This window comes from Pseudoduganella sp. (assembly GCF_041914865.1).
Lineage (GTDB): Bacteria > Pseudomonadota > Gammaproteobacteria > Burkholderiales > Burkholderiaceae_D > Rugamonas.
Genome location: NZ_JAYSCO010000074.1, coordinates 1 through 20,762, shown reverse-complemented (window position 1 = coordinate 20,762; position 20,762 = coordinate 1). Strand labels below are relative to the sequence as shown.

The 20,762-nt window shown below is 63.6% G+C and carries 16 protein-coding genes; 9 read left to right on the top strand and 7 right to left on the bottom strand.

From position 1 onward, the window contains the following. Nucleotides 1-22 precede the first annotated feature (22 nt). The 6 genes from ACE3TQ_RS23945 (at nucleotide 23) to ACE3TQ_RS23920 (ending at nucleotide 10,260) form a co-directional block, all read left to right on the top strand. The gene (locus ACE3TQ_RS23945) at nucleotides 23-1,507 is read left to right on the top strand and encodes a S41 family peptidase (RefSeq protein WP_374585734.1); all 1,485 of its coding nucleotides are present in this window, start codon (nucleotides 23-25) and stop codon (nucleotides 1,505-1,507) included. A gap of 37 nt (nucleotides 1,508-1,544) precedes the next feature. Beyond that, a complete protein-coding gene (locus ACE3TQ_RS23940; RefSeq protein WP_374585732.1) occupies nucleotides 1,545-3,308 on the top strand; it encodes a M14 family metallopeptidase in 1,764 nt (587 codons plus the stop codon). Nucleotides 3,309-3,397: 89 nt separating this feature from the next. Beyond that, the gene (locus ACE3TQ_RS23935; protein ID WP_374585730.1) at nucleotides 3,398-5,728 is read left to right on the top strand and encodes a GH92 family glycosyl hydrolase; all 2,331 of its coding nucleotides are present in this window, start codon (nucleotides 3,398-3,400) and stop codon (nucleotides 5,726-5,728) included. Next, a complete protein-coding gene (locus ACE3TQ_RS23930) occupies nucleotides 5,728-8,052 on the top strand; it encodes a GH92 family glycosyl hydrolase (protein WP_374585729.1) in 2,325 nt (774 codons plus the stop codon). Before ACE3TQ_RS23935 ends, ACE3TQ_RS23930 begins: the two co-directional genes overlap by 1 nt. Then, nucleotides 8,049-9,032 (top strand): LacI family DNA-binding transcriptional regulator, encoded by a 984-nt coding sequence (locus ACE3TQ_RS23925; protein WP_374585726.1) that lies wholly within the window; start codon nucleotides 8,049-8,051, stop codon nucleotides 9,030-9,032. Before ACE3TQ_RS23930 ends, ACE3TQ_RS23925 begins: the two co-directional genes overlap by 4 nt. Further along, complete coding sequence (locus tag ACE3TQ_RS23920) at nucleotides 9,022-10,260, top strand: AGE family epimerase/isomerase (protein ID WP_374585724.1); 1,239 nt, start codon at nucleotides 9,022-9,024, stop codon at nucleotides 10,258-10,260. Before ACE3TQ_RS23925 ends, ACE3TQ_RS23920 begins: the two co-directional genes overlap by 11 nt. Nucleotides 10,261-10,324: 64 nt before the next feature. On the opposite strand, the gene ACE3TQ_RS23915 is transcribed toward ACE3TQ_RS23920, so the two are convergent. The 3 genes from ACE3TQ_RS23915 to ACE3TQ_RS23905 form a co-directional block, all read right to left on the bottom strand. Next, the gene (locus tag ACE3TQ_RS23915; protein ID WP_374585722.1) at nucleotides 10,325-11,902 is read right to left on the bottom strand and encodes a tetratricopeptide repeat protein; all 1,578 of its coding nucleotides are present in this window, start codon (nucleotides 11,900-11,902) and stop codon (nucleotides 10,325-10,327) included. A 2-nt stretch (nucleotides 11,903-11,904) separates the two neighbouring features. Beyond that, nucleotides 11,905-13,944, bottom strand: a complete 2,040-nt coding sequence (locus tag ACE3TQ_RS23910; protein WP_374585720.1) for a phosphatidylserine/phosphatidylglycerophosphate/cardiolipin synthase family protein — start codon at nucleotides 13,942-13,944, stop codon at nucleotides 11,905-11,907. A gap of 84 nt (nucleotides 13,945-14,028) precedes the next feature. After that, entirely contained in the window at nucleotides 14,029-15,018 is a 990-nt protein-coding gene (locus ACE3TQ_RS23905; protein WP_374585718.1) for a hypothetical protein, read from the bottom strand. 340 nt (nucleotides 15,019-15,358) lie between these two features. On the opposite strand from ACE3TQ_RS23905, the gene ACE3TQ_RS23900 reads away from it, so the two are divergent. Beyond that, the gene (locus ACE3TQ_RS23900) at nucleotides 15,359-15,787 is read left to right on the top strand and encodes a hypothetical protein (RefSeq protein WP_374585717.1); all 429 of its coding nucleotides are present in this window, start codon (nucleotides 15,359-15,361) and stop codon (nucleotides 15,785-15,787) included. 150 nt (nucleotides 15,788-15,937) lie between these two features. On the opposite strand, the gene ACE3TQ_RS23895 is transcribed toward ACE3TQ_RS23900, so the two are convergent. Genes ACE3TQ_RS23895 through ACE3TQ_RS23880 form a run of 4 tightly spaced genes read right to left on the bottom strand, consistent with a single transcriptional unit; the run spans nucleotide 15,938 to nucleotide 18,530 of the window. Then, nucleotides 15,938-16,360, bottom strand: a complete 423-nt coding sequence (locus tag ACE3TQ_RS23895) for a hypothetical protein (RefSeq protein ID WP_374585715.1) — start codon at nucleotides 16,358-16,360, stop codon at nucleotides 15,938-15,940. Between the two features lie 51 nt (nucleotides 16,361-16,411). Then, entirely contained in the window at nucleotides 16,412-17,317 is a 906-nt protein-coding gene (ttcA, locus tag ACE3TQ_RS23890; RefSeq protein WP_374585713.1) for a tRNA 2-thiocytidine(32) synthetase TtcA, read from the bottom strand. Then, entirely contained in the window at nucleotides 17,314-17,712 is a 399-nt protein-coding gene (locus ACE3TQ_RS23885; RefSeq protein ID WP_374585711.1) for a dihydroneopterin aldolase, read from the bottom strand. Before ACE3TQ_RS23885 ends, ttcA begins: the two co-directional genes overlap by 4 nt. Nucleotides 17,713-17,735: 23 nt before the next feature. Beyond that, on the bottom strand, nucleotides 17,736-18,530 hold the full coding sequence (locus ACE3TQ_RS23880; RefSeq protein ID WP_374585709.1) for an SDR family oxidoreductase: 795 nt from the start codon (nucleotides 18,528-18,530) through the stop codon (nucleotides 17,736-17,738). 59 nt (nucleotides 18,531-18,589) lie between these two features. Between ACE3TQ_RS23880 and ACE3TQ_RS23875 the strand changes: the two genes are divergently transcribed. Together ACE3TQ_RS23875 and ACE3TQ_RS23870 are read left to right on the top strand one after the other, a co-directional pair. After that, nucleotides 18,590-19,762, top strand: coding sequence for a class I SAM-dependent methyltransferase (locus ACE3TQ_RS23875; protein ID WP_374585708.1), 1,173 nt, complete (start codon nucleotides 18,590-18,592; stop codon nucleotides 19,760-19,762). 12 nt (nucleotides 19,763-19,774) lie between these two features. Further along, entirely contained in the window at nucleotides 19,775-20,713 is a 939-nt protein-coding gene (locus ACE3TQ_RS23870; RefSeq protein WP_374585706.1) for a J domain-containing protein, read from the top strand. Nucleotides 20,714-20,762 lie beyond the last annotated feature (49 nt).

Sequence of the window (20,762 nt, the reverse complement as noted above, 5' to 3'; positions counted from 1 at the left end):
ATTTCAGCCCTATAATGCTGCGATGTCCAAGAAGTTTCCCCTGCTGGCCCTGAGTGCCATCCTGGCTGCCTGCGGCAGCGATTACACACCGCCTCCCGTCGTGCCGGACCCGCCGCCGCCAGAGCCGCCGCCGGTGGCGGAGCCTTCGCTGAAGTACTTCAACAAGTGCGAGCACCCGCGCACCGGCTCGCCGGACGGTTTCCTGCCGTACCCGGACACCCAGGGCACGCTGGCCGATGAAAAGAAATTCATGCGCCTGTACCACGAGGAAAACTACCTCTGGTACCGCGAACTGCCCAAGCTCGATGAAGCCAGCTACACCAGCGCCATCGATCATTTCAACGCGCTCAAGACCAGCGCCGTCACCGCATCGGGCGCGCCGAAGGACCGCTTCCACTTCACCTATCCAACCGCCCAGTGGGACGCCCAGCAGAAGGGCGCCAACATCGGCTACGGCATGTACTGGTCGCGCAATGCGGACGGCAAGGCGCCGCGCACCTGGCGCCTGAGCTATGTGGTGCCCGGCACCCCGGCGGCGCTGGCCGGCCTGCAGCGCGGCGACCAGCTGATCGAGGTGGACGGCATCGATTTCGTCAACGCCAGCTCCACCGAGGCCGTGGCCAAGCTGAATGCCGGCGTAACGCCGACCAAGGCCGGCGAACAGCACGTGCTGCGCGTGCTGCGCGGCGCGCAGACGCTGGACTTCACGCTGGTTTCGGCGGCCATCAACGTCAACCCGGTACTGCAGTCCCAGGTGCTCGATACGCCGGGCGGCAAAGTCGGCTACCTGGTGTTCAACTCGCACAACCTGGTGGCGGAGAAGGCGCTGATGGACGCGTTCACCCAGTTCCGCGAGGCGCAGGTGAAAGAGCTGGTGCTGGACATGCGCTACAACGGCGGTGGCTATATCAGCATTGCCAGCGAGCTGGCTTATATGATCGCCGGCCCGACGGTCACCGAGGGCAAAATTTTCGAGAGGACGCTGGCCAACGACAAGCTGCCGCCGTCCACGCCGTTCATGTTCCAGTCCAAGAGCGCAGGCCATGCCGGCGCGCCGCGCAGCGAACCGTTACCGTACCTGGCGCTGCCGCGCGTGGTGGTGCTGGCCGGACCGGGCACCTGCTCGGCCAGCGAGTCGGTGGTCAACGGCCTGCGCGGCATCGACTTCAAGGTCGACCTGATTGGCGGCCAGACTTGCGGCAAGCCGTACGCCTTCACGCCGCTGCCCAATTGCGGCACCACCTACTTCTCGATCCAGTACCAGGGCGTGAACCACAAAGGCTGGGGCGACTACAGCGACGGCTTCGCGCCGACCTGCGCCGCGCCGGACGACTTTGGCCATGCGCTGGGCGACAAGGCCGAGGGCAAGCTGGCCACGGCGCTGGACTTTATCGCCACCGGCACCTGCCGCGCCCCCGCCGCCTCGGCGCGCATGCGCAGCGCAGCGCCGGCCCCGGAAATGGTGCCGGTGCGGCCGGAAGTTACAGAGTTGAAGATTTTGCGATAGGATTCCCGGCATTCTTTCATTTTGCCGGAGTCCGTTGATGTTGCGACCTGCACTGCTGCTGTCCCTTCTTGCCGCCTTCCCGCTGGCGCAAGCCGCCCCCGCCGCGCCCGACCTGAGCACCGTGGCCGAGCGTTCCGGCTACCAGGCCACCGGCCGCTACGACGAAGTCGAGCGCCTGTGCGCGGCCTACCAGAAGGCCTATCCGAAAGCCGTGCGCTGTTTTTCTTTCGGTGAAACGCCGGAAGGCCGGCCGATGCTGGCCATGGCCGTATCGCGCAGCGGCGCGTTGACGGCCATGGCCGCGCAGCAGCGCAAGCTGCCGGTGCTGCTGGTGCAGGGCGGCATCCACGCCGGCGAGATCGACGGCAAGGACGCCGGCTTCTGGGCCTTGCGCGAGGCACTGGACGGCAACGCTGCCGCTGGTGCGCTGGAAAAGCAGGTAGTGCTGTTCGTGCCGGTCTTCAACGTCGACGGCCATGAGCGCTTCGGCAAGAACAACCGCCCCAACCAGCGCGGCCCGGTGGAGATGGGCTGGCGCGTCACGGCGCAGAACTACAACCTGAACCGCGACTACGTGAAAGCCGACGCGCCGGAAATGCAGGCCATGCTGAAGCTGGTGAATGAGTGGGACCCGCTGGCCTACATCGACCTGCACGTGACCGACGGCGCCAAGTTCCAGCCGGACGTCTCGATCCAGGTGGAGCCGGTGCACGGCGGCGACCCGGCGCTGCAGCCGCTGGGCAAGGCGCTGCGCGATAACGTTATCGCCGATCTGCGCAAGCAGGGCTCCGACCCGCGCCACTTCTACATTTCCTTCGACAAGACCGACCAGCCGGATTCCGGCTTCGTGGACAGCATGTCCACCGCGCGCTTCTCGACCGGCTATTTCCCGCTGCGTAACCGCTTTGCCATGCTGGTGGAAACCCACTCCTGGCGCGACTACCCGCACCGCGTCAAAGTCACGCGCAACACCATCGTCTCGCTGATGGAGCAGTTCGCGCAGCATGGTCCGGCCTGGGCCAAAGCGGCGGCGGAGGCCGACGTGCGCGCCGCCAAGCTGGCGGAGATGCCGGTCAGCTACAAGACCACCGAACGCAGCGCAATGATCGACTTCCCGGGCTACGAATACACGCGCACCCCGTCCGAGGTATCGGGTGGCGTGTGGACCCGCTACGACGAGAGCAAGCCGCAGAAATGGACCGTGCCGCTGCGCGAAGAGGTGGTGCCGGACGTGGTGGTGAAAGCACCGGCGGGCGGCTACCTGGTGCCGGCCGCCCAGGCGGCCCAGCTGGAGCCGAAGCTGAAAGTACACGGCATCGCATATAAGCGCCTGGCCAGCGCGCCGGGCAAGGTCGCGCTGGAAACCTTCCGCGCCGACGAAGCCAGGCTGACCGCCACTTCCTTCGAAGGCCACCAGCTGGCCAGCTGGAAGGGCACCTGGAAGGCGGAGCAGCGCGAAGTCGGCAAGGGCGCCCTGTTCGTGCCGATCGCCCAGCCTAAATCGCGCCTGGTGATGACCATGCTGGAGCCGCACAACGCCGACTCGCTGGCGGGCTGGGGCTTCTTCAACAATCACCTGGAGCGCAAGGAATACATGGAGGAATACGTGGCGGAGGAGGTGGCGCGCGAAATGCTGGCTGCCGACCCTGCGCTGGCGGCGGCCTTCAAGGCCAAGCTGGAAAGCGACCCGGCCTTCGCCAAAAATCCGCGTGCGCGCCTGGACTTCTTCGCCCGCCGCCACGCCACCTGGGACGAGCGCCACAACCTGTATCCAGTTTACCGAACGGATTTTGTTTACTAAACAATCTAAACTAACGGTGTTTCCGCCACTTTCGATTGCAGGGGGAAATCGGGTGAGGCTATAACAGCATCACCAAAAAAGGAGACACCATGGGTAAACGTCCGATCGCGGTGTTGTGCACCGCGCTGCTGTACGCCGCCGCCTCACCGGTGCTGGCGGCTCCCCCCGGCAGTCCCGCTGCCGCCGTCAATGTGTTCATCGGCACCGGCGGCGACGGCCACACCTTCCCCGGCGCCAGCCGCCCCTTCGGCATGGTGCAACTCAGCCCGGACACCCAGGTGCGGCACTTCCGCCAAAGCTACCCGTGGGCGGCCGGCTACCGCTACGAAGACAATTCCATCCTCGGCTTCTCCCATACGCATTTCTCCGGCAGCGGCCATTCCGACCTGGGCGACATCCTGCTCATGCCCTACAGCGGCGAGACCAAGCTGGAACCGGGCTACCCGGAGCGCCCGTTCAGCGGCTACCGCTCGCGCTTCAGCCACGCCGAGGAGCGCGCGGAGCCGGGCTATTACGCGGTGCGCCTGCAGGACCATGAGGTCGACGTTGAACTGACCGCCAGCGAGCGGGTCGGCCTGCACCGCTACCGCTACGCCAAGGGCGCCACGGCCAAGGTCATCCTCGACCTGCGCCAGAGCATTTACGACTACGCGAGCAAGAACCTGTGGTCCTCGCTGCGCGTGCGCGACAGCCAGACCATTACCGGCATGCGCATCACGCGCGGCTGGGCGCCCGGCCGCCAGGTGTACTTCGCCATGAAGTTCTCGCAGCCGATCAGCAGCCGCAGCCTGCTGAACCGCGAGGAAGGCGTTGAGTACAAAGGCTTCGCGGGCCCGGGCAAGACGCCGGCCGACAAGGTGCACCTGGAAGGCAAGGCCCTGGTCGGGGCGCTGGAATTCGGCACGCCGGCCGATGGCACGCTGCTGGTGAAGGTGGCCCTGTCCGGCGTCAGCGAAGACGGCGCGCTGGCCAACCTGGAAGAAATGCCGGGCTGGGACTTCGACGCCGAACGGCAGCGCGCCGGCGCGGCCTGGAACGACGCCTTGTCCGCCGTGGCGATCGATGCCCCGGCCGATATGCGCACCATGGTGTACACAAGCCTGTACCACGCGATGCTGGCGCCTAGCCTGTACATGGACCGCGACGGCAAATACCGTGGGCCGGACAACCAGGTGCACCAGGCCAAAGGCTTCCGCTACCACTCCACCTTCTCGCTGTGGGACACCTACCGCGCCCTGCATCCCTTGCTCACGCTGCTGCAGCCCGAGCAGCGCAATGCGGACTTCGTGAACTCGCTGGTGGCATCGCGCCAGCATAGCCCGCACGGCATCCTGCCGGTGTGGTCCTTCCATGGGCTGGAGACCTGGTGCATGATCGGCTACCACGCGGTGCCGGTGATCGCCGACGCCTACATGAAGGGCATCAAGGGCTTCAACGCCGAGGAGGCGCTGGCTGCCATGACAGCCAGCGCGGAATACGGCCCATACGGCGGGCTTGAGCACTACATGAAGCTGGGCTATGTCCCGATCGACCGCGAGCCGGAGGCCGCCTCCAAAACCGTGGAATACGCCTTCGACGACTGGACCATCGCGCGCATGGCGGAGAAGATGGGCAAGAAAGACATCGCCGCCCGCTACTACCAGCGCGCGCAGAACTACCGCAACGTATTCGACACCAAAACCGGCTTTATCCGCGCGCGCAAGACCACGGGCGAGTTCCGCGAGCCCTTCAACCCGGTGCAATCCAACTTCGGCAGCGACTACACCGAGGGCAGCGCCTGGCAATACTCCTGGTATATGCCGCACGATAACGCCGGCCTGGTCTCCATGCTGGGCGGCGATGCCGGACTGGCGGACAAGATCGACCAGGTGTTCGACGCCAAGGTGGCAGACAACGTCTACGCCCACATGGAGGATATCTCCGGCCTGATCGGCCACTACGCGCACGGCAACGAACCGTCGCACCACGTGGCCTACCTGTACAACTACGCCGGCGCGCCATGGAAGACGCAAGCGCGCCTGGGGCAGATCGTCGCCAGCCAGTACCACAACAAGCCGGACGGGCTTGCGGGCAATGATGACCTGGGACAGATGTCGGCTTGGCTGGCCTTTACCGCGCTGGGTTTCTACCCCGTGGCGCCCGGCAGCAATGAATACGTGATCGGCCGCCCGTTTGTCGACAAGGCAGTGCTTAACCTGCCGAACGGCAAACGCTTCACCATCCGTGCCGAAGGGCTGTCTGCCGCCAACGGATTCGTCGGCAGCGTCGCCCTGAACGGCAAGCCGCTGGCGCGCAGCTTCCTGCGCCACGAAGACATCATGGCCGGCGGCGAACTGCTGTTCCGCATGCAGGCCGCGCCCAACAAGGAATGGGGCCGCGAACGCAGCGCCCGCCCATACAGCCAAACGGAGTACAAGTAATGAGCGCCACTTACACCATCCGCCGCGCCACCGTGGCGCTGGGCCTCGCGCTGGCATGCGCCGCGCTGCCGGCTGCCGCGCAGTTCGTCGGCAAGGTCAGCGACCCGGTCGAATGGGTCAATCCCCTGATGGGCACCGCCAGCAAGCCCGAAATGTCGAACGGGAACACCTATCCCGCCATCACCGTCCCGTGGGGCATGAACCTGTGGACGCCGCAGACCGGCAAAATGGGCAACGGCTGGACCTACCAGTACGACGCCGACAAGATGCGTGGCCTGAAACAGACGCACCAGCCGTCGCCCTGGATGAACGACTACGGCCAGTTCTCCGTCATGCCCGTCACCGGCAGCAAGCGCTTCACCGAAGACGAACGCGCCAGCTGGTTCTCGCACAAATCCGAAACCGCCAAACCGTACTACTACAGTGTGTACCTGGCCGATTCCGACGTAACGGCAGAACTCACCCCCACCGAGCGCGCCGCGCAGTTCCGCTTCACCTTCCCGCAATCGGAGCATAGCTATGTGGTGGTGGATGCATTCGACAAAGGCTCCTACGTCAAGATCATCCCCGAGCAGCGCAAGGTGGTCGGCTACAGCACGCGCTACGCGCGCGGCCCGCTGCCATCCAACTTCCGCCACTACTTCGTGATGGTGTTCGACAAACCGTTCACCTCCACCGATGTCTGGCGCGGCAAGGAGCTGGTGGCCGGCGCGCTGGAGATGGAGAGCGCGCACAGCGGCGCCATCGTCGGCTTCAAGACCGCGCGCGGCGAGAAGGTGCACATGAAGGTCGCCTCGTCTTTCATCAGCCCCGAACAAGCCGAATTGAACCTGCAGCGCGAGCTGGCCAGCGACGACTTCGACACCACCCGCGCGCGCGGCAAAGCGGCCTGGAACCGCGTACTCGGCAAAGTGGAAGTGGAGGGCGGCAGCATCGACCAGATGCGCACCTTCTACTCCAGCCTGTACCGCATGGTGCAGTTCCCCAACAAGCTGTATGAGCTGGACGCCGCCGGCCAGCCGGTGCACTGGAGCCCCTACAACGGCAAGGTGCTGCCTGGCTACCTGTACGGCGGCACCGGCTTCTGGGACACCTTCCGCGCCCTGTACCCCTTCCTGAACCTGGTCTACCCCGCCATCAACCGCGAAATGCAGTCCGGCCTGGCCAACGCCTACCGCGAAGGCGGCTGGCTGCCCGAATGGTCCAGCCCCGGCTACGCCGATATCATGGTCGGTAACAATTCCGCCTCGGTGGTGGCCGACGCCTGGATCAAGGGCGCGCGCAGCAACGCCGATATCGAGACCCTGTGGGCCGCGCTGAAGAACGGCGCCAACAACGAAGGCCCGATGAGCGCCGTCGGCCGCAAAGGCGTGAAGTACTACAACGAGCTTGGCTACGTGCCCTACGACGTGAAGATCAACGAGAACGCCGCGCGCACGCTGGAATATGCCTACGACGACTTCGCGATCTACCAGCTGGGCAAAGCGCTCGGCAAGCCCGAATCGGAAATCGGCATCTACGCCCAGCGCGCCATGAACTACAAAAAGCTGTTCGACCCGGAGACAGGCCTGATGCGCGGCCGCAACCAGGACGGCAGCTTCCAGAAACCGTTCAACCCCTTCAAGTGGGGCGACGCCTTCACCGAAGGGAACAGCTGGCATTACACCTGGTCCGTGTTCCACGACATCGACGGCCTGGTCAACCTGATGGGCGGCCGCAAAGCCTTCATCGACAAGCTCGATACCGTCATGAGCCTGCCGCCGACTTACGACGAGAGCTACTACGGCTCCGTGATCCACGAGATCCGCGAAATGCAGGTCGCGAACATGGGCCAGTACGCGCACGGCAACCAGCCGATCCAGCACATGCTCTACCTGTACAACTACGCCGGCGCGCCGTGGAAGTCGCAATACTGGATCCGCGAAACGCTGAACCGCATGTACCAGCCGACGCCGGACGGCTACTGCGGCGACGAAGACAATGGCCAGACCTCGGCCTGGTACGTGTTCTCCGCGCTCGGCTTCTACCCGGTCACCCCGGCGGTCGGCCAGTACGTGGTGGGCGCGCCGCTGTTCCAGCGCGCCACGCTGCACCTGGAGAACGGCAAGCAAGTGCGCATCAACGCGCCCGGCAACGGCGCCGACAAGCGCTACATCCGCGCCGCGCGCCTGAACGGCAAGGCACTGCAGCGCAACTGGCTGGGCCACGACGAACTGCTGCGCGGCGCCACCTTCGAGGTCGAAATGGCGGCCAAGCCGAACGAACAGCGCGGTACCCGGCCGGCCGACGCGCCGTACTCGTTCTCGCGCGAGGGCCAGCAGTGAGCGTCACCATCCGCATGATCGCCGAGAAGACCGGACGCTCGATCGGCACCGTCTCGCGCGCCCTGAAGAACCAGGACGGCCTGGGCGAAGACACGCGCGCCCTGATCGTCGCCGCCGCGCACGACATGGGCTACGACTTCGGCAACCTGCGCGGCGGCCGCATCCGCCGCCTGGCCTTCCTGCTGCACGCCCAGCACAGCACCTTGCTCTCCAGCCCCTTCTACCTGCCCGTGCTGAACGGCGCCGAAGAAGCCTGCCGCAAGCAGGGCATTGCACTCTCGCTGCTGACCGTGAACCCCGCCGAACCGGTGGCCGACCTGATCCGCCTGCACCAGCCGGACGCCATCCTGTGCGCCGGCTTCTTCGAAGCGGAAGTGCTGGCCGCGCTGCGCGCCAGCGGCAAACCCATGGTGCTGGTCGATACGCGCCTGGCCGGCTACACCTCGGTCAATCCCGACCACAGGCTGGGCGGCTACCTTGCAACACGCCACCTGGTTGAAGGGGGCCGCAAGCGCATCGCCATGCTGGCCGGGCCGCTGTCGCACTACAGCATCCAGGAGCGCGTGCGCGGTTTCCGCAAGGCGCTGTATGACGCGCGCCGCCTGGCCGACCCCGACCTGGAAATCACGCTGCCCAGCGTGGGCGACCGCGACCTCGCCGTGCGCGAAGCGGTGGCCGGGCTGCTGGCCATGACACAGCGCCCGGATGCGCTATTCTGTTACAACGACGCCACCGCGCTGGTTGCCATGCGCGCCTGTCTGGAGGCTGGGCTAAAGGTGCCGCACGATATCGCTATAGTAGGCTTTGACGACATCAGCGCCGCCGCCGCCGCTGTGCCGCCGCTGTCCAGCATCAGCGTGGACAAGGAGGCGCTGGGTGCCGCCGGTGTCGAGCTGCTGATGGAAACCGATCCCGGCCAGGTGCTGGAAAAAGTCCTCGACGTGCGCCTGTCGGTGCGCGAGAGCAGCCATGACGATTAAGGAAACGCCGATGAACAGCGACTTCCCGGACTTCTTCGCTCCCGCCACGCTGGAGCGCCACATTGCCCACACCATGGCGTTCTACCACCCGCGCTGCATCGACCCGAGCGGCGGCTTTTACCACTTCTTCAAGGACGACGGCACGGTGTACGACGCCGTCACGCGCCACCTGGTATCGAGCACCCGCTTCGTGTTCACCTACGCCATGGCCGCGCGCCACGGCAACCCGGACTACATCACGCAAGTACGGCACGGCGTCGAGTTCCTGCGCAACGCCCACCGCAACCGCAACACCGGCGGCTACGCCTGGCAGCTGGAATGGCGCGACGGTAGCGCCAAGCTGCTGGACGACACAAACCATTGCTACGGCCTCGCTTTCGTATTGCTGGCCTACGCGCACGCCCTGATGGCGGGCCTGGGCGACGCGCGCGGCTACCTGGCCGAAACCTTCGCCCTGATGGAAGAGCGCTTCTGGGAGCCGCGCCACGGCCTGTACGCCGACCAGGCCAGCGCCGACTGGACAAAGCTGGACAGCTATCGCGGCCAGAACGCCAATATGCACGCCTGCGAAGCCATGCTGGCCGCCTGGCAGGCCACCGGCGAGCCGCGCTACCTGCACCGCGCCGAAGAACTGGCCTGGAATATCACACAGCGCCAGGCCGAACGCGCCAACGGCATGGTGTGGGAACACTATCGCAGCGACTGGTCGGTGGACTGGGAATACAACCTGCACGACAAGGCCAACCTGTTCCGCCCGTGGGGCTACCAGCCCGGCCACTTCACCGAATGGGCCAAGCTGCTGCTGCAGCTGGAGCAGCACAAAGCCCACTTGCAGCGCGACAGCCGCTGGCTGCTGCCCGCAGCGGAGCGGCTGTTCGCCCTGGCGGTGGAGCGCGCCTGGGACTACGAGCACGGCGGCCTGCACTACGGCTTCGGCCCGGATGGCGAAATCTGCGACGCCGACAAATACTTCTGGGTTCAGGCCGAGACATTGGCCGCCGCCGCCATGCTTGCCGAGCGCACCGAGGACGCGCAGTACAGCGAGTTGTACCAGGAACTATGGCGCTACTGCTGGACCCATTTTGTCGACCACGAGCACGGCGCCTGGTACCGCATCCTGTCCTCCGACAACCGCAAATACTCCGACGAGAAAAGCCCGGCCGGCAAGGTGGACTACCACACCATGGGCGCCTGCTACGACATCCTTCGCGTACTGCGCGGCACCTAGCCGCCACCTGCGAACCTTTGGATCGCTTCAGACAGTTCGTTCTTGCGCAGCGAGCCAAACCTGATCAGTCGGCCTTCTCCATTAAATGCCAGGTCACATCCTCCTCGGGCAGTTTGAGGAGCCAATCGCGTTCTGGTTGCGGGAAAGGCTGCCCTGCTTGCAGCCAGGTCTGGCGCCATGGCTGGTTCACGATGCTTTGCAAGGGGTGGCCATCGGCGACCCATGGTTGCCAGATGCCGCCCACCGTGCAAGGTTTATCGCTTTTGCATTGCACCGCCGGCGTCACTTGTGCCACCTTCCTCACCAATACGGGGACAGCTTGGGGCGCCACGGCCTCAGGTTCTGCGGGGATGGTGCGATAGTATTCCCACACCGGGTCACCTATCGGTTTGCTGCTTTGGATGGTTTCGAACACTTCCCCTTTGGCATACAGTCCGGGGCGGGCTAATGCTGGGTGACGCGCCTGATCCTTGGCGCTACTCTCGATGGCTGGGCGCCAGTAGCCGGCAAACGGGACGACCCGCGCGGTGGTGCTCTCCCCGGTTTTGCGCAAGCGATAGGCTGGATCGAGGTAATAGCGGCCTGCGTTGGCCGGCGCGGGAGCGGATGGAAGCGGCGGCGTGGTGACGACACCCATCGCAGCGGCCAGCAGACTTTCGCGCTTGCCGTCCCAGGGCGGCAGAATGGCAGGCGGCAGTGGGAGGACTTTGTCCAGGTTGGGGAAGCGGCGGTAGGGATTGTAGTCCAGCGCATCGCCTAGCATTTCATAGCGTTCAGCGCGTGCTTTGTCGATGTAAGGCGCGATTGTGTCAATTAAGCTCAAAGGGTCGCTGAACTCTAACCAAAGCGCGCGAGCACAATCGGCACAACCTAACTTTACGCCCAAGTGAAGCACTTTTAACGCACGAGATTTAGTTTCACCACTTCGATCACCAATTATCGTTCCGTCAGCGGCCCTAGGCTCGGCATAAAGGTAGTGGAGGGTATGCGCCATCTTTGCGTTGCCTTGGGCTAATGCGCATTCCATCATTTGGACGGCGACGGGGATGTTGCTCCAATACCCACGGCGATCTTCGCCAACATTTAATCGCTTGGCCAAGTAAGACATGGCGTCTGGATTCCCCATGTCTGCCGCTTTCTGCCAGAACGCATAGGCCCTGGTGATGTCTTGATCAACTCCGGTACCGTTCATGAAGTAGGTTCCCATCCGGTCGAAGGCCGCAGGCACTCCCATGCGCATTGCCTCTTCTACCAATTTGAGCGCATCCTCGGTGCCGCGATCAGGATCCCATCCTTCCAAATAGTAGGTTGCCAGATTGAGCATAGCTTTCCAGTGTCGGCGGTCGGCTGCCATGCGAGTTAGTTCGACGATCTTCTTGAGATCCCTGTCTTCATAAAAGATGCTGGGATCCTCTAGTGCACGGGCTTCGCGGAACCAGGCTTCGGCTTGGGCGTCGAGTGGCGGATGGCTTTTCGCTTCCGCCGTACATGGAAAATCACTTCTGTGTGGTCGGAACAAAGGCAGATCCTGATTTCGGGGTAGGTCGTTTGAAGGAGTATCCATGTGATAGCAGTACAGAAGTAGGGTGATCGCTAGTGTCGCGGATGAGATTTGCAAAATGTCTTCTTTAGCGAGCTTCATGCTTATCCCAGCCTTGTTAAAGAGCTGCGGTCGTCTTCAAGAGGAAGGATGAAGCCGGTCAATGCTCTTTTTTCTCCGTTGCCAGACTTGTCACTTCTTTTTGCCAGGTTGTTGTTGGCGATGACTTGCCACTTCTCGAAATCGGTTTTGATGTCACGCGCGGTTCCATTCCCACCTGTTACCTCGCCGCCGCTTAGCAGCCCCCAAACCCTCTGCCGCATATCGCGCGCATGCGACGGATCGCAGATGGAGATATTCAGCTCGCTATCGACAGCCATACTGCGCTGGTTCAGGTTTGCACTGCCCAGCGTGAGGAACGCGTCGCTGACGATCATCAGCTTGGAGTGGATGTAGATTTCGCGGTAGCGCCAGCGGCCGTTGTTGAAGCCACAGGCATTGAGCATGACGGTGGAGACCTTTAGTCCATACTCATTTTCCAGGCGTAGCGCGCTGGGCTTGTCGGTGGCGTTGGCCTTCTTCACCACATCCGGCAATTGGCGGGGAGCAGGCGCCGTGGTACCGAAACCACTCCTGACCTGGTGCGGCTTGCGCTCGTTCTCCTCCTTGACCCGCATGACTTGACCCGTCATGCGGTCTTGCTGGCCCAGAGTCGCTAGCGCATCGTAAGTGCGTGGAATCATCTGTTCGCGCTCCGGCACGGGCATGACGATGAACACGTACATGACTGGCAAATCCTCCGCCGTTCTGTTCTCCTTCTTCCTTTGCAGCCATTGCCTGACCGTATTGCGCCGCTGTTCCAGCAGGAATTGCAACCATTCCTCGTACTGGAAATACTGGTTCTCGATATAGATATAGCCGTGTGTTGTGGCGGCGGTGGCGGTAGCGAGGAAATAGGCCTCCTTAATTGTTTTGTCCTGTCTCTCTTCCGGCTGCGTGCGGACGATCTGCACGGTGGAATCGCCTGGTAGCGCCTTGCGTAGAAGAGCCGCCGGTGGATTAGCGCGGGTTGACGCAGGGGGCGGCTCACCACCGGCACGGGCCCATGCCGACGCAAAGTTCTCATGCACTTCGATTAAAGCCCGTCCAGCATCAATGCGGCAGGCATAGTCCTGGTACGGTTTCAATGTGCGAAAGCCCGGATCGTCGCGCAGGGTTTGTACGCATTCCTCCTTTTCCTTTTTCCCGCCGCGCTCACGCCGAGGGTCCTCCAGTAGGTGCTCAGTCGTGTCCCAATAGTCGGTGACGGAGTTCAAACCCATCACGTAGCCGATCGCCTGCGCGCCGCGGTTGTGGGCGTAGTCGATCAGGATCGTTTTCTGGTGATGAGAGCCCAAATGCTCCATTCCCATGGCTTCGAACTCCGCCTTCGATAGGCCTGCGGGGTGGTTCTTCTCGGTCGCGAGGCTAGCCTCGATGGCGCGGCGGTTGCCCGAGCGCGTGCGCAGTTCGATGCCCTTCAGTTGTTTGCGCGCGGCTGCCTGGTACCAGCTATGACAGTATTCGGCGCGCGCCAATGGCGATATGTCACGCGCCGCTACCGGAAAGTCCTCATAGCGGTAGCGCAGGTAGCGTGCCAGGTGGAAGGGGGCGCTTTTGATACCTGCCAGCAGCGCTATACTGTGAGCAGCGCTGATCTCGTCAGCGCCTTGCTGGTCACGACGGTAGTACCACGGGGTCAGGTCATGGGAGTAGCCGGGCATATTCCGGGCGAATGCGCAGCCCAGCGTGTCGTACCAGACCAGCAGCCTGACTTTGACGCCGCGTTGCCCGGCCCTGATCAGCGCATCGCCTAAGGTAGGGCCGCGCGGCCAGTCGGCAGCCCGCGTCCGGCCCAGTTCCATGCCGGGATCAAATCCCCAGCAGCACAAGTCGATGCTGGCTTCGGCATCGCCAATGCGTGCCAGGATGTCGCTGAAAGCTTGCTCACCGCAGATGAACAGTTGCAGCCTGTTGTTATGGGAAATCGGATGGGTTGCCGTGCTTTTCAGGTTGCGCAGCTCGAGCTGCCATTGCAGGGAGAATACTGCGGCACGCCTCACCTCATCGATGTAGGTCGTCTCGGTACGGTGCAGCTTGTTCATAGGGCACCCCAGGAAATAGTCTGGAGTGCCTATTGTTCACGTCTGGCGCAGGAGGTGTTTGCGATGGCGCAAGCTTGAGGTTTGTTAGCCTCCGCTGCCTAGTGCCGCCGCCGTGGCCGTGCGCTGGGCTGCTGCGACATCCCTGACCATCTGTTCGGAGTAGGGCTCGCCCTTCGCCTCGGTCGCCTCGATCAGGCCGCGCCACAGCGGCACGATACCCACGCCCAGCTGATCGAAGCGCATCAAGCCGCAAGCGTAGATGCCGTTGTATGTCTCGACCGAGTTGCCAAGCTTCTCGCACGCTGCGGTTTGCGCCGCGCGGTAGGCGTTGACCGATTCCGCGCTGGCGACGCCGGACTGCTGGATGGCGTCCAGTGCCATGGCCTCCGCGCCGCCCTCATGGATCCATTGATCCTTCCCTCCCACGCCGCCGCGCGCGGTGTTGAGTTGCCAGATATGCGCCATCTCGTGCGCCACCAGTCGCACCAGCATCTCGCGCTTCTTGGGATGGTCGCCGGCCAACTGCGAGCCGGAGAAATGGTAGGCCAGCTGGCCCAGCACCGCGCCGCCATTCATCGACAGCCCCGGCTTCTCGTCGCTGCCGATCGACACCGTGATGAACAATTCCTCCCTTAGCGGGCGCTGGTAGGCCTTCTCGTAGTATTGCGCGACTTTGGTGCCCGTATCGAGCACCGTTTCGCGCGCCCATTCCGGCGTCTTCGGATCGACCAGAACTTTCACTGCCCCCGCCTGCACCGCCTGCGCCGGGCCGAAATACGCGTAGCCACGTTCACCGCCCGGCTGCTGCCGGTTCTGCGCCGGCGCGATAACATTCTCCTGCGGCAGGCCTGCCAGCCGGATATCGGTCCGCATCTCGCGCACCTGCTTCGCGCGCAGTACCTCGCCTTGCAGGTGGCCGAGGAAGAGCAGGGTGCCGCCATCGCTGAAGCGGTTGAACGGCGCATACGCCTTTTGCGGCCGGCCATCGTAAGAGGTGATCTCAATGATGGCCGATTTGAACGGCTTGCCGTGCGCCGAGATCACGTCGAACTCGACGCCCGGTTGGAGTTGCATTCCTGGCGTGCGAATCTTCCAAGCCTTCTGCCGATAGTCCGCAACTGCCGGCAGTTTGATGGCGTTCACCGCCTGCGCGAATCGGTACTCCACGCGCCAGGTCCCAGCGTCCACGTGGCGCACCTCGATCTTTGCCCCCAGACGGGGCAGCACTGCGGCCTGTGTGTGGACGGCAAAGCAGGACAGGAGCAGGGCGGCACTTAGGCCAGGATAACGGTGCATAGGAGGGATTCGCGCGATAACAAGAAGACAATTATTCTACCTTGATATTCAGACCAAATTACAGAGCGCCAATGGCAATGTATCAAATAACGAACTATCCTGGGTGCAGGAGGCGGGTATGAAGTACAAGGATTTTCCGAAGCATGACCTCAGGCGCTGCTTCACCGTACTGATAGCGATTGAGCGGCTAGGGGAGCGTGCGACGGCGCATTACCTTTCGCTTGAACTCGAATGTACGCGGGCGGAGGTCATCCGCGCCATCGAAGTGGCGCGCACTCAACTGCAGGCGCAGGTGGTCAAGATCGGGTCGTCCTATCGTATTGACGGTTGGGGTGTGCTTGACCGCCGGGCTGTCATGGCCTCGGTTAAGCCTCCAAGCGCACGTGAATTGGAAGATGCACGACTCGCTTCGCTGGTTGATGCCATCAGCACTGGCCGTCCGCCGTCATCAAACAGTGAAGCCGACCTGTTCCGCCTTACGGCGCAATTGTTGAAGACCCGCTTTCCGGTACAAGCGATGACACTTGATACTGCTGCCCGCGACTAATTTGCCATCCACAAAGTCAAACCGCGTCCCTTCCCGCAGATGGTGTCGGACGGCCTGGTGCGGGACGTGTCGCGCTTTCGCCATGCAATAGAAAACCGCTGTGCAGCGATCAGAGAGTGGTGAGCCCCGCCACTCATATTGCAGGGAGGCTTATTCAACGAACCTGGCAGGAACCTCGTGCGCTATTCTGAGTTCATTTAGCACGGCATCGAAGTTCAGGGACGAACCCGGTACGATCAGGGTCAGGTACCTGCCCAGTTTGAGCATCAGGCACTTGTCTTCGATGCCTTTAATCTGGTCCCAGTTGTCGTCGCAGATCAGGGTGAACTGCTGTACTGCATTAAGCGGGATGGTGAGGCGTCGGGTGCGGACTGTGATTTCCAGCGTGTCCTGGCTTAGTTCCAGGTGCCAGGGCGTGCGCGGGGTGTTGACCAAACCTTGCAGGTTCAGGCCCAATGCCTGCGCCAGATAGCCGATGGCGATGCCACCCCCGGTGAGGATAAGGAAAAGGCCACTCCACTCCAGCCAATAGACGAAAGCGATCGTCAGCCCGATGATGGCGATGGTTGGCATGAATCTGCCAACCATTTGCTTCATCGCGAAGAAGTGAAGTGGCGACAAGCGTCAGCCAGCTTGCAGCGGGATCACGCCCGGCACAGTGGCCGGGGTGGAGCAGGGTTCTTCGTCGAAGGCGATATCGCCCAGCGGGTTGGCGATGCCGTCGGTTTTCAGGTCGACGAAGCCGAACAGGTCGCGGTCCATCAGGTGCGAAGGCACCACGGTGGACAGGGCGGAGAAGGTGTTCTCCACGCGGCCCGGGTGCTTCTTCTCCCATTCGCGCAGCATGGCCTTGATCTGCTTGCGCTGCAGGTTTTCCTGCGAGCCGCACAGGTCGCACGGGATGATCGGGAAGTTCTTCACTTCGGCGTAGCGCTCGGTGTCTTCTTCCTTCACATAGGCCAGCGGGCGGATCACCATATGCTTGCCGTCGTCCGACACCAGCTTGGCCGGCATACCCTTGATCTTCCCGCCGAAGAACATATTCAGGAAGAAGGTCTCGAGGATGTCGTCGCGGTGGTGGCCCAGGGCGATCTTGTTGCAGCCCAGTTCATCGGCCACGCGGTACAGGATGCCGCGGCGCAGGCGCGAGCACAGCGAGCAGGTGGTTTTGCCTTCAGGGATCAGGCGCTTGACGATGGAGTAGGTGTCCTGGTTCTCGATGTGGAACGGCACGCCCAGTTTTTCCAGGTAGGCCGGCAGCACGTCGGCCGGGAAGTTGGGCTGCTTCTGGTCCAGGTTGACGGCAACGATCTCGAAGTTGATCGGCGCGCGTTCGCGCAGCGTCATCAGGATATCCAGCAGGGCGTAGGAGTCTTTGCCGCCGGACAGGCATACCATCACCTTGTCGCCGTCTTCGATCATGTTGAAGTCGCCGATGGCCTGGCCCACCAGGCGGCACAGGCGCTTGTGCAGCTTGTTGTTTTCGTAGGCGATCTTGTCTTCGGCCTTGGTATCCACTACTGCGTTCATGCTGCTTCCTTGATCTTGAATACTTCCACGCCCACGCCCTCGCAATCCGGGTACACGTCTGGCTTCATGGTCGACACGCGCGCGGCGCGCACGCTCGGGTGGGCCAGCATGGCGCGCACCACGTCGTCCACCAGGGTTTCCTGCAGGTGCACGTGGCCTTCGGCCATGCGGCGCGCAATGGTTTCGCGCATGAAGTCGTAATCCACCACTTCGTGCAGCTCGTCGGATTTGGGGGTCGAGACGGCGAGCGGGATGTACAGGTCGACGTTGATCAGGACGCGCTGCTCGCCCTTCTTTTCGAAATCGTGTACGCCGATGTTAATCAGCACTTCGTAGTTGCGCAGGAACAGCCGGCGGCAGTCTTGCAGTTGCGGGTGGATCAGGGCGGACAGCATAGTGCTAGAACTTTCAATGTAGATTATTTTGTCAGGAACATCACATCGCGCGGCGAGGGCAGCAAATGCTGGCCGCCATCGACCAGCAGGGTGGTGCCGGTCATGGCCCGCGCGCTCGCCGCATACACCACGGCGGAGGCAATGTCCTCGGGAGTGCTGGAACGGCCCAGCGGCGTCTTGGTATGCGCCTTGGCGAAGCCTTCTTCGCTCTGGTCGCCGGACACCATGGTGATGCCGGGCGCCACGCCCACTACCCGGACCTTCGGCGCCAGCGACTGCGCCAGCATCGTGTTGGCCGCCTGCAGCGCCGCCTTGGACAGGGTATAGGACAGGAAATCAGGGTTGAGATTATAAAGCTTCTGGTCCAGCAGGTTCACCACCACGGCCTGGCCGCCTTCCGGCGTGGCGTCGTACAGGGCGCGCGCCAGTTGGATCGGCGCCGCCACGTTGGCGTGCATGTGGGCGTCCAGCCGGGCGTGGCTGAAATTCAGGTCGCTGTCGTAATCGAACAGGGACGCGTTGTTCACCACGCAGTCGACCCGCTCCAGCGCCTTCAGCGCCGCCGGCAGCAGGCCGCGCACGGCCTCCTCGTCGGACAGATCGCAGTGCAGCGTGACGGCGCGCCGGCCCAGGGCGGCGATGGCTTGCGCCACTTCGCGCGCTTCGTCGTGCGAGTTGCGGTAGTGGACCGCGATATCCCAGCCGGCACGCGCCAGGCCGAGGGCGATTTCGCGCCCGAGGCGGCGGCCGGCGCCGGTGACCAGCGCGACCGGGGCGCCGTCGGGCGCGGCGGGCAGGGTGGTCGTCGAAATTGTCATAGTCGTAGTCAAATTGAGCAAAATGGCGCCCGGCTGCGCTGAACCGCTACAATGCCGGCATGTCTTTACCAGCACCTTCCCCCGACGCGCTGGCCGCGTCCCAAGCCTTGCAGCGCCTGATTGCCGACGAAATTACCGGTCAGGGCGGCGCCATCCCATTCTCCCGCTTCATGGAGCTGGCGCTGTACGCGCCGGGCCTGGGCTATTACAGCGGCGGTGCCGCCAAACTGGGCAAAGATGGCGATTTTACAACTGCGCCCGAGCTGAGCGCCCTGTTCGGGCAAACGCTGGCGCACGTCGCAGCCGCTATTATGGACCAAAGCGCCCCGCATATCCTCGAGTTCGGGGCCGGCACCGGCAAGCTGGCCAAGGATATCCTGACCGAGCTGGCCGCCGCCGGCGTGGCGGTGGAGAGCTATTCCATCGTCGAACTGTCGGGCGAGCTGCGCGCGCGCCAGCAGGAACTGCTGCGCGGCTTCCCGCAGGTGCGCTGGCTGGATGCGCTGCCCGACTCCTTCGAGGGCGCGGTGTTCGGCAATGAGGTGCTGGACGCCATGCCGGTCGAGGTGGTGACGCGTACCGAGGCGGGCTGGGAGCCGCTGCACGTGGCGGCCGAAGCCGACGCGGCGGGCGGCGCCCGTTTCGCCTGGCTGCCGGCCGGCCCGGCCGCTGCCGGTTCGGCGCTGGCGGCGCAGATCGAGCGCCAGATTCCCGATGCCGGCGCGCTGCCGGTCGGCTATGTGACCGAGGTGCACGGCGCCGGCTGCGGTTTCATGGCCACCCTGGCGCGCATGCTGGCCCAAGGCAAAGGCGCCGCGTTCCTGTTCGACTACGGCTTCCCGGCGCGCGAGTACTACCTGGGCGACCGCGTTACCGGCACCCTGATGTGCCACTATCGCCACCACGCCCACCCGGAACCGTTCTACCTGCCCGGCCTGCAGGACATCACCGCCCACGTCGACTTCACCGCCATGGCGCTGGCGGCGCAGGATGCGGGCGCCGAGGTGCTGGCCTATAACAGCCAGGCCGGTTTCCTGATCGGCGCCGGGATTGGCGACCTGATGCAGCGTTTCGACCCGTCCGACGCCCTGCACTACCTGCCGCACGCCAGCGCACTGCAGAAATTGCTTTCTCCCGCCGAAATGGGAGAATTGTTCAAGGTGCTGGTAATTGGCCACGGCATCGAACTGCCCCAGCAACTTTTGGCTAGCGACCGTAGCCACCGTTTGTAATATGATTGAGAGATGGGAAAGATACATACTCACTATGACAACCTGAAAGTCGCGCGCGGCGCGCCGCAGGAAGTCATACGTGCTGCTTACAAGGCACTGAGCCAAAAATATCATCCTGACAAGAATCCGGGGGATGAAAAGGCGGCCCGCATCATGGCGATCGTCAACACGGCCTATGGCACGTTGTCCGATCCGCAACGGCGCAAGGAGCACGATGAGTGGATCACCCAGGAAGAGTGGGAAATCGAATGGCTGGAAAGCACCAAGCATGAGCCGGCGCATGCCGAGCCGGGCTGGTCCGACCAGCTAGACCTGCCGCGCCGGCGCCGGGTGCTCAAGTCCTGGCGCTTCTGGGGCACGGTAGGCGGCGCCGCCGCCGCCGGCTGGCTGGGCGGCGTGCTGACGGTGACCGAGCCGCGCGCCGTTTCCAGCGTGATCGCCGGCGCCTGGGGCGGCAAGCCGCCCGCCGAACTGACCGCCACGGCCGCCGCCACCCCGAAAATCCACCCGCCGCGGGTGGAAAAAGTCACCCCGGACGACGGCTGGGCCGTTGCCAAACCATATTCGCCGGAACCGTCGGTGGCCGCCACGCCGCCCGCCATCAAGGTGCTGGCCCTGTCGCAGGTGGTGCTGCCCAGCGCCGCCGTCGACTGCGAAGCCGACGTCGCCCCGCCGGTCGCGCCCAACGGCGAACCGTGGCCGGCCCAGTCCGGCTATGTGGAAGGTTTCCCGGTCGCCAACAAGGGCGAGGACATGCAGCTCACGCTGGACAACAGCGCCAACGCCTCCCCGGTCTTCATCAAGGTGTACGACCTGGAGCGCCGCGCCAACGTGCGCTACGCCTACGTGCAGCCGCACGACAAGCTGGTGGTCGAGCAGCTCTCCAACGGCAAATACGAAATCCGCTACCAGAACCTCAACCTTGCTGGCCAGAACGGTTGTAAGAAGTAAATTCGGGGTCAGGTCTGACAATCGGACAAATCGTGCCCTTGGGCACGAT

Coding starts and splice junctions, on each gene's coding strand:
- ACE3TQ_RS23945 (WP_374585734.1), top strand. CDS start 23: ATGTCCAAGAAGTTTCCCCTGCTGGCCCTGAGTGCCATCCTGGCTGCC.
- ACE3TQ_RS23940 (WP_374585732.1), top strand. CDS start 1,545: ATGTTGCGACCTGCACTGCTGCTGTCCCTTCTTGCCGCCTTCCCGCTG.
- ACE3TQ_RS23935 (WP_374585730.1), top strand. CDS start 3,398: ATGGGTAAACGTCCGATCGCGGTGTTGTGCACCGCGCTGCTGTACGCC.
- ACE3TQ_RS23930 (WP_374585729.1), top strand. CDS start 5,728: ATGAGCGCCACTTACACCATCCGCCGCGCCACCGTGGCGCTGGGCCTC.
- ACE3TQ_RS23920 (WP_374585724.1), top strand. CDS start 9,022: ATGACGATTAAGGAAACGCCGATGAACAGCGACTTCCCGGACTTCTTC.
- ACE3TQ_RS23915 (WP_374585722.1), bottom strand. CDS start 11,902: ATGAAGCTCGCTAAAGAAGACATTTTGCAAATCTCATCCGCGACACTA.
- ACE3TQ_RS23910 (WP_374585720.1), bottom strand. CDS start 13,944: ATGAACAAGCTGCACCGTACCGAGACGACCTACATCGATGAGGTGAGG.
- ACE3TQ_RS23905 (WP_374585718.1), bottom strand. CDS start 15,018: ATGCAACTCCAACCGGGCGTCGAGTTCGACGTGATCTCGGCGCACGGC.
- ACE3TQ_RS23900 (WP_374585717.1), top strand. CDS start 15,359: ATGAAGTACAAGGATTTTCCGAAGCATGACCTCAGGCGCTGCTTCACC.
- ACE3TQ_RS23895 (WP_374585715.1), bottom strand. CDS start 16,360: ATGCCAACCATCGCCATCATCGGGCTGACGATCGCTTTCGTCTATTGG.
- ttcA (WP_374585713.1), bottom strand. CDS start 17,317: ATGAACGCAGTAGTGGATACCAAGGCCGAAGACAAGATCGCCTACGAA.
- ACE3TQ_RS23885 (WP_374585711.1), bottom strand. CDS start 17,712: ATGCTGTCCGCCCTGATCCACCCGCAACTGCAAGACTGCCGCCGGCTG.
- ACE3TQ_RS23880 (WP_374585709.1), bottom strand. CDS start 18,530: ATGACAATTTCGACGACCACCCTGCCCGCCGCGCCCGACGGCGCCCCG.
- ACE3TQ_RS23875 (WP_374585708.1), top strand. CDS start 18,590: ATGTCTTTACCAGCACCTTCCCCCGACGCGCTGGCCGCGTCCCAAGCC.
- ACE3TQ_RS23870 (WP_374585706.1), top strand. CDS start 19,775: ATGGGAAAGATACATACTCACTATGACAACCTGAAAGTCGCGCGCGGC.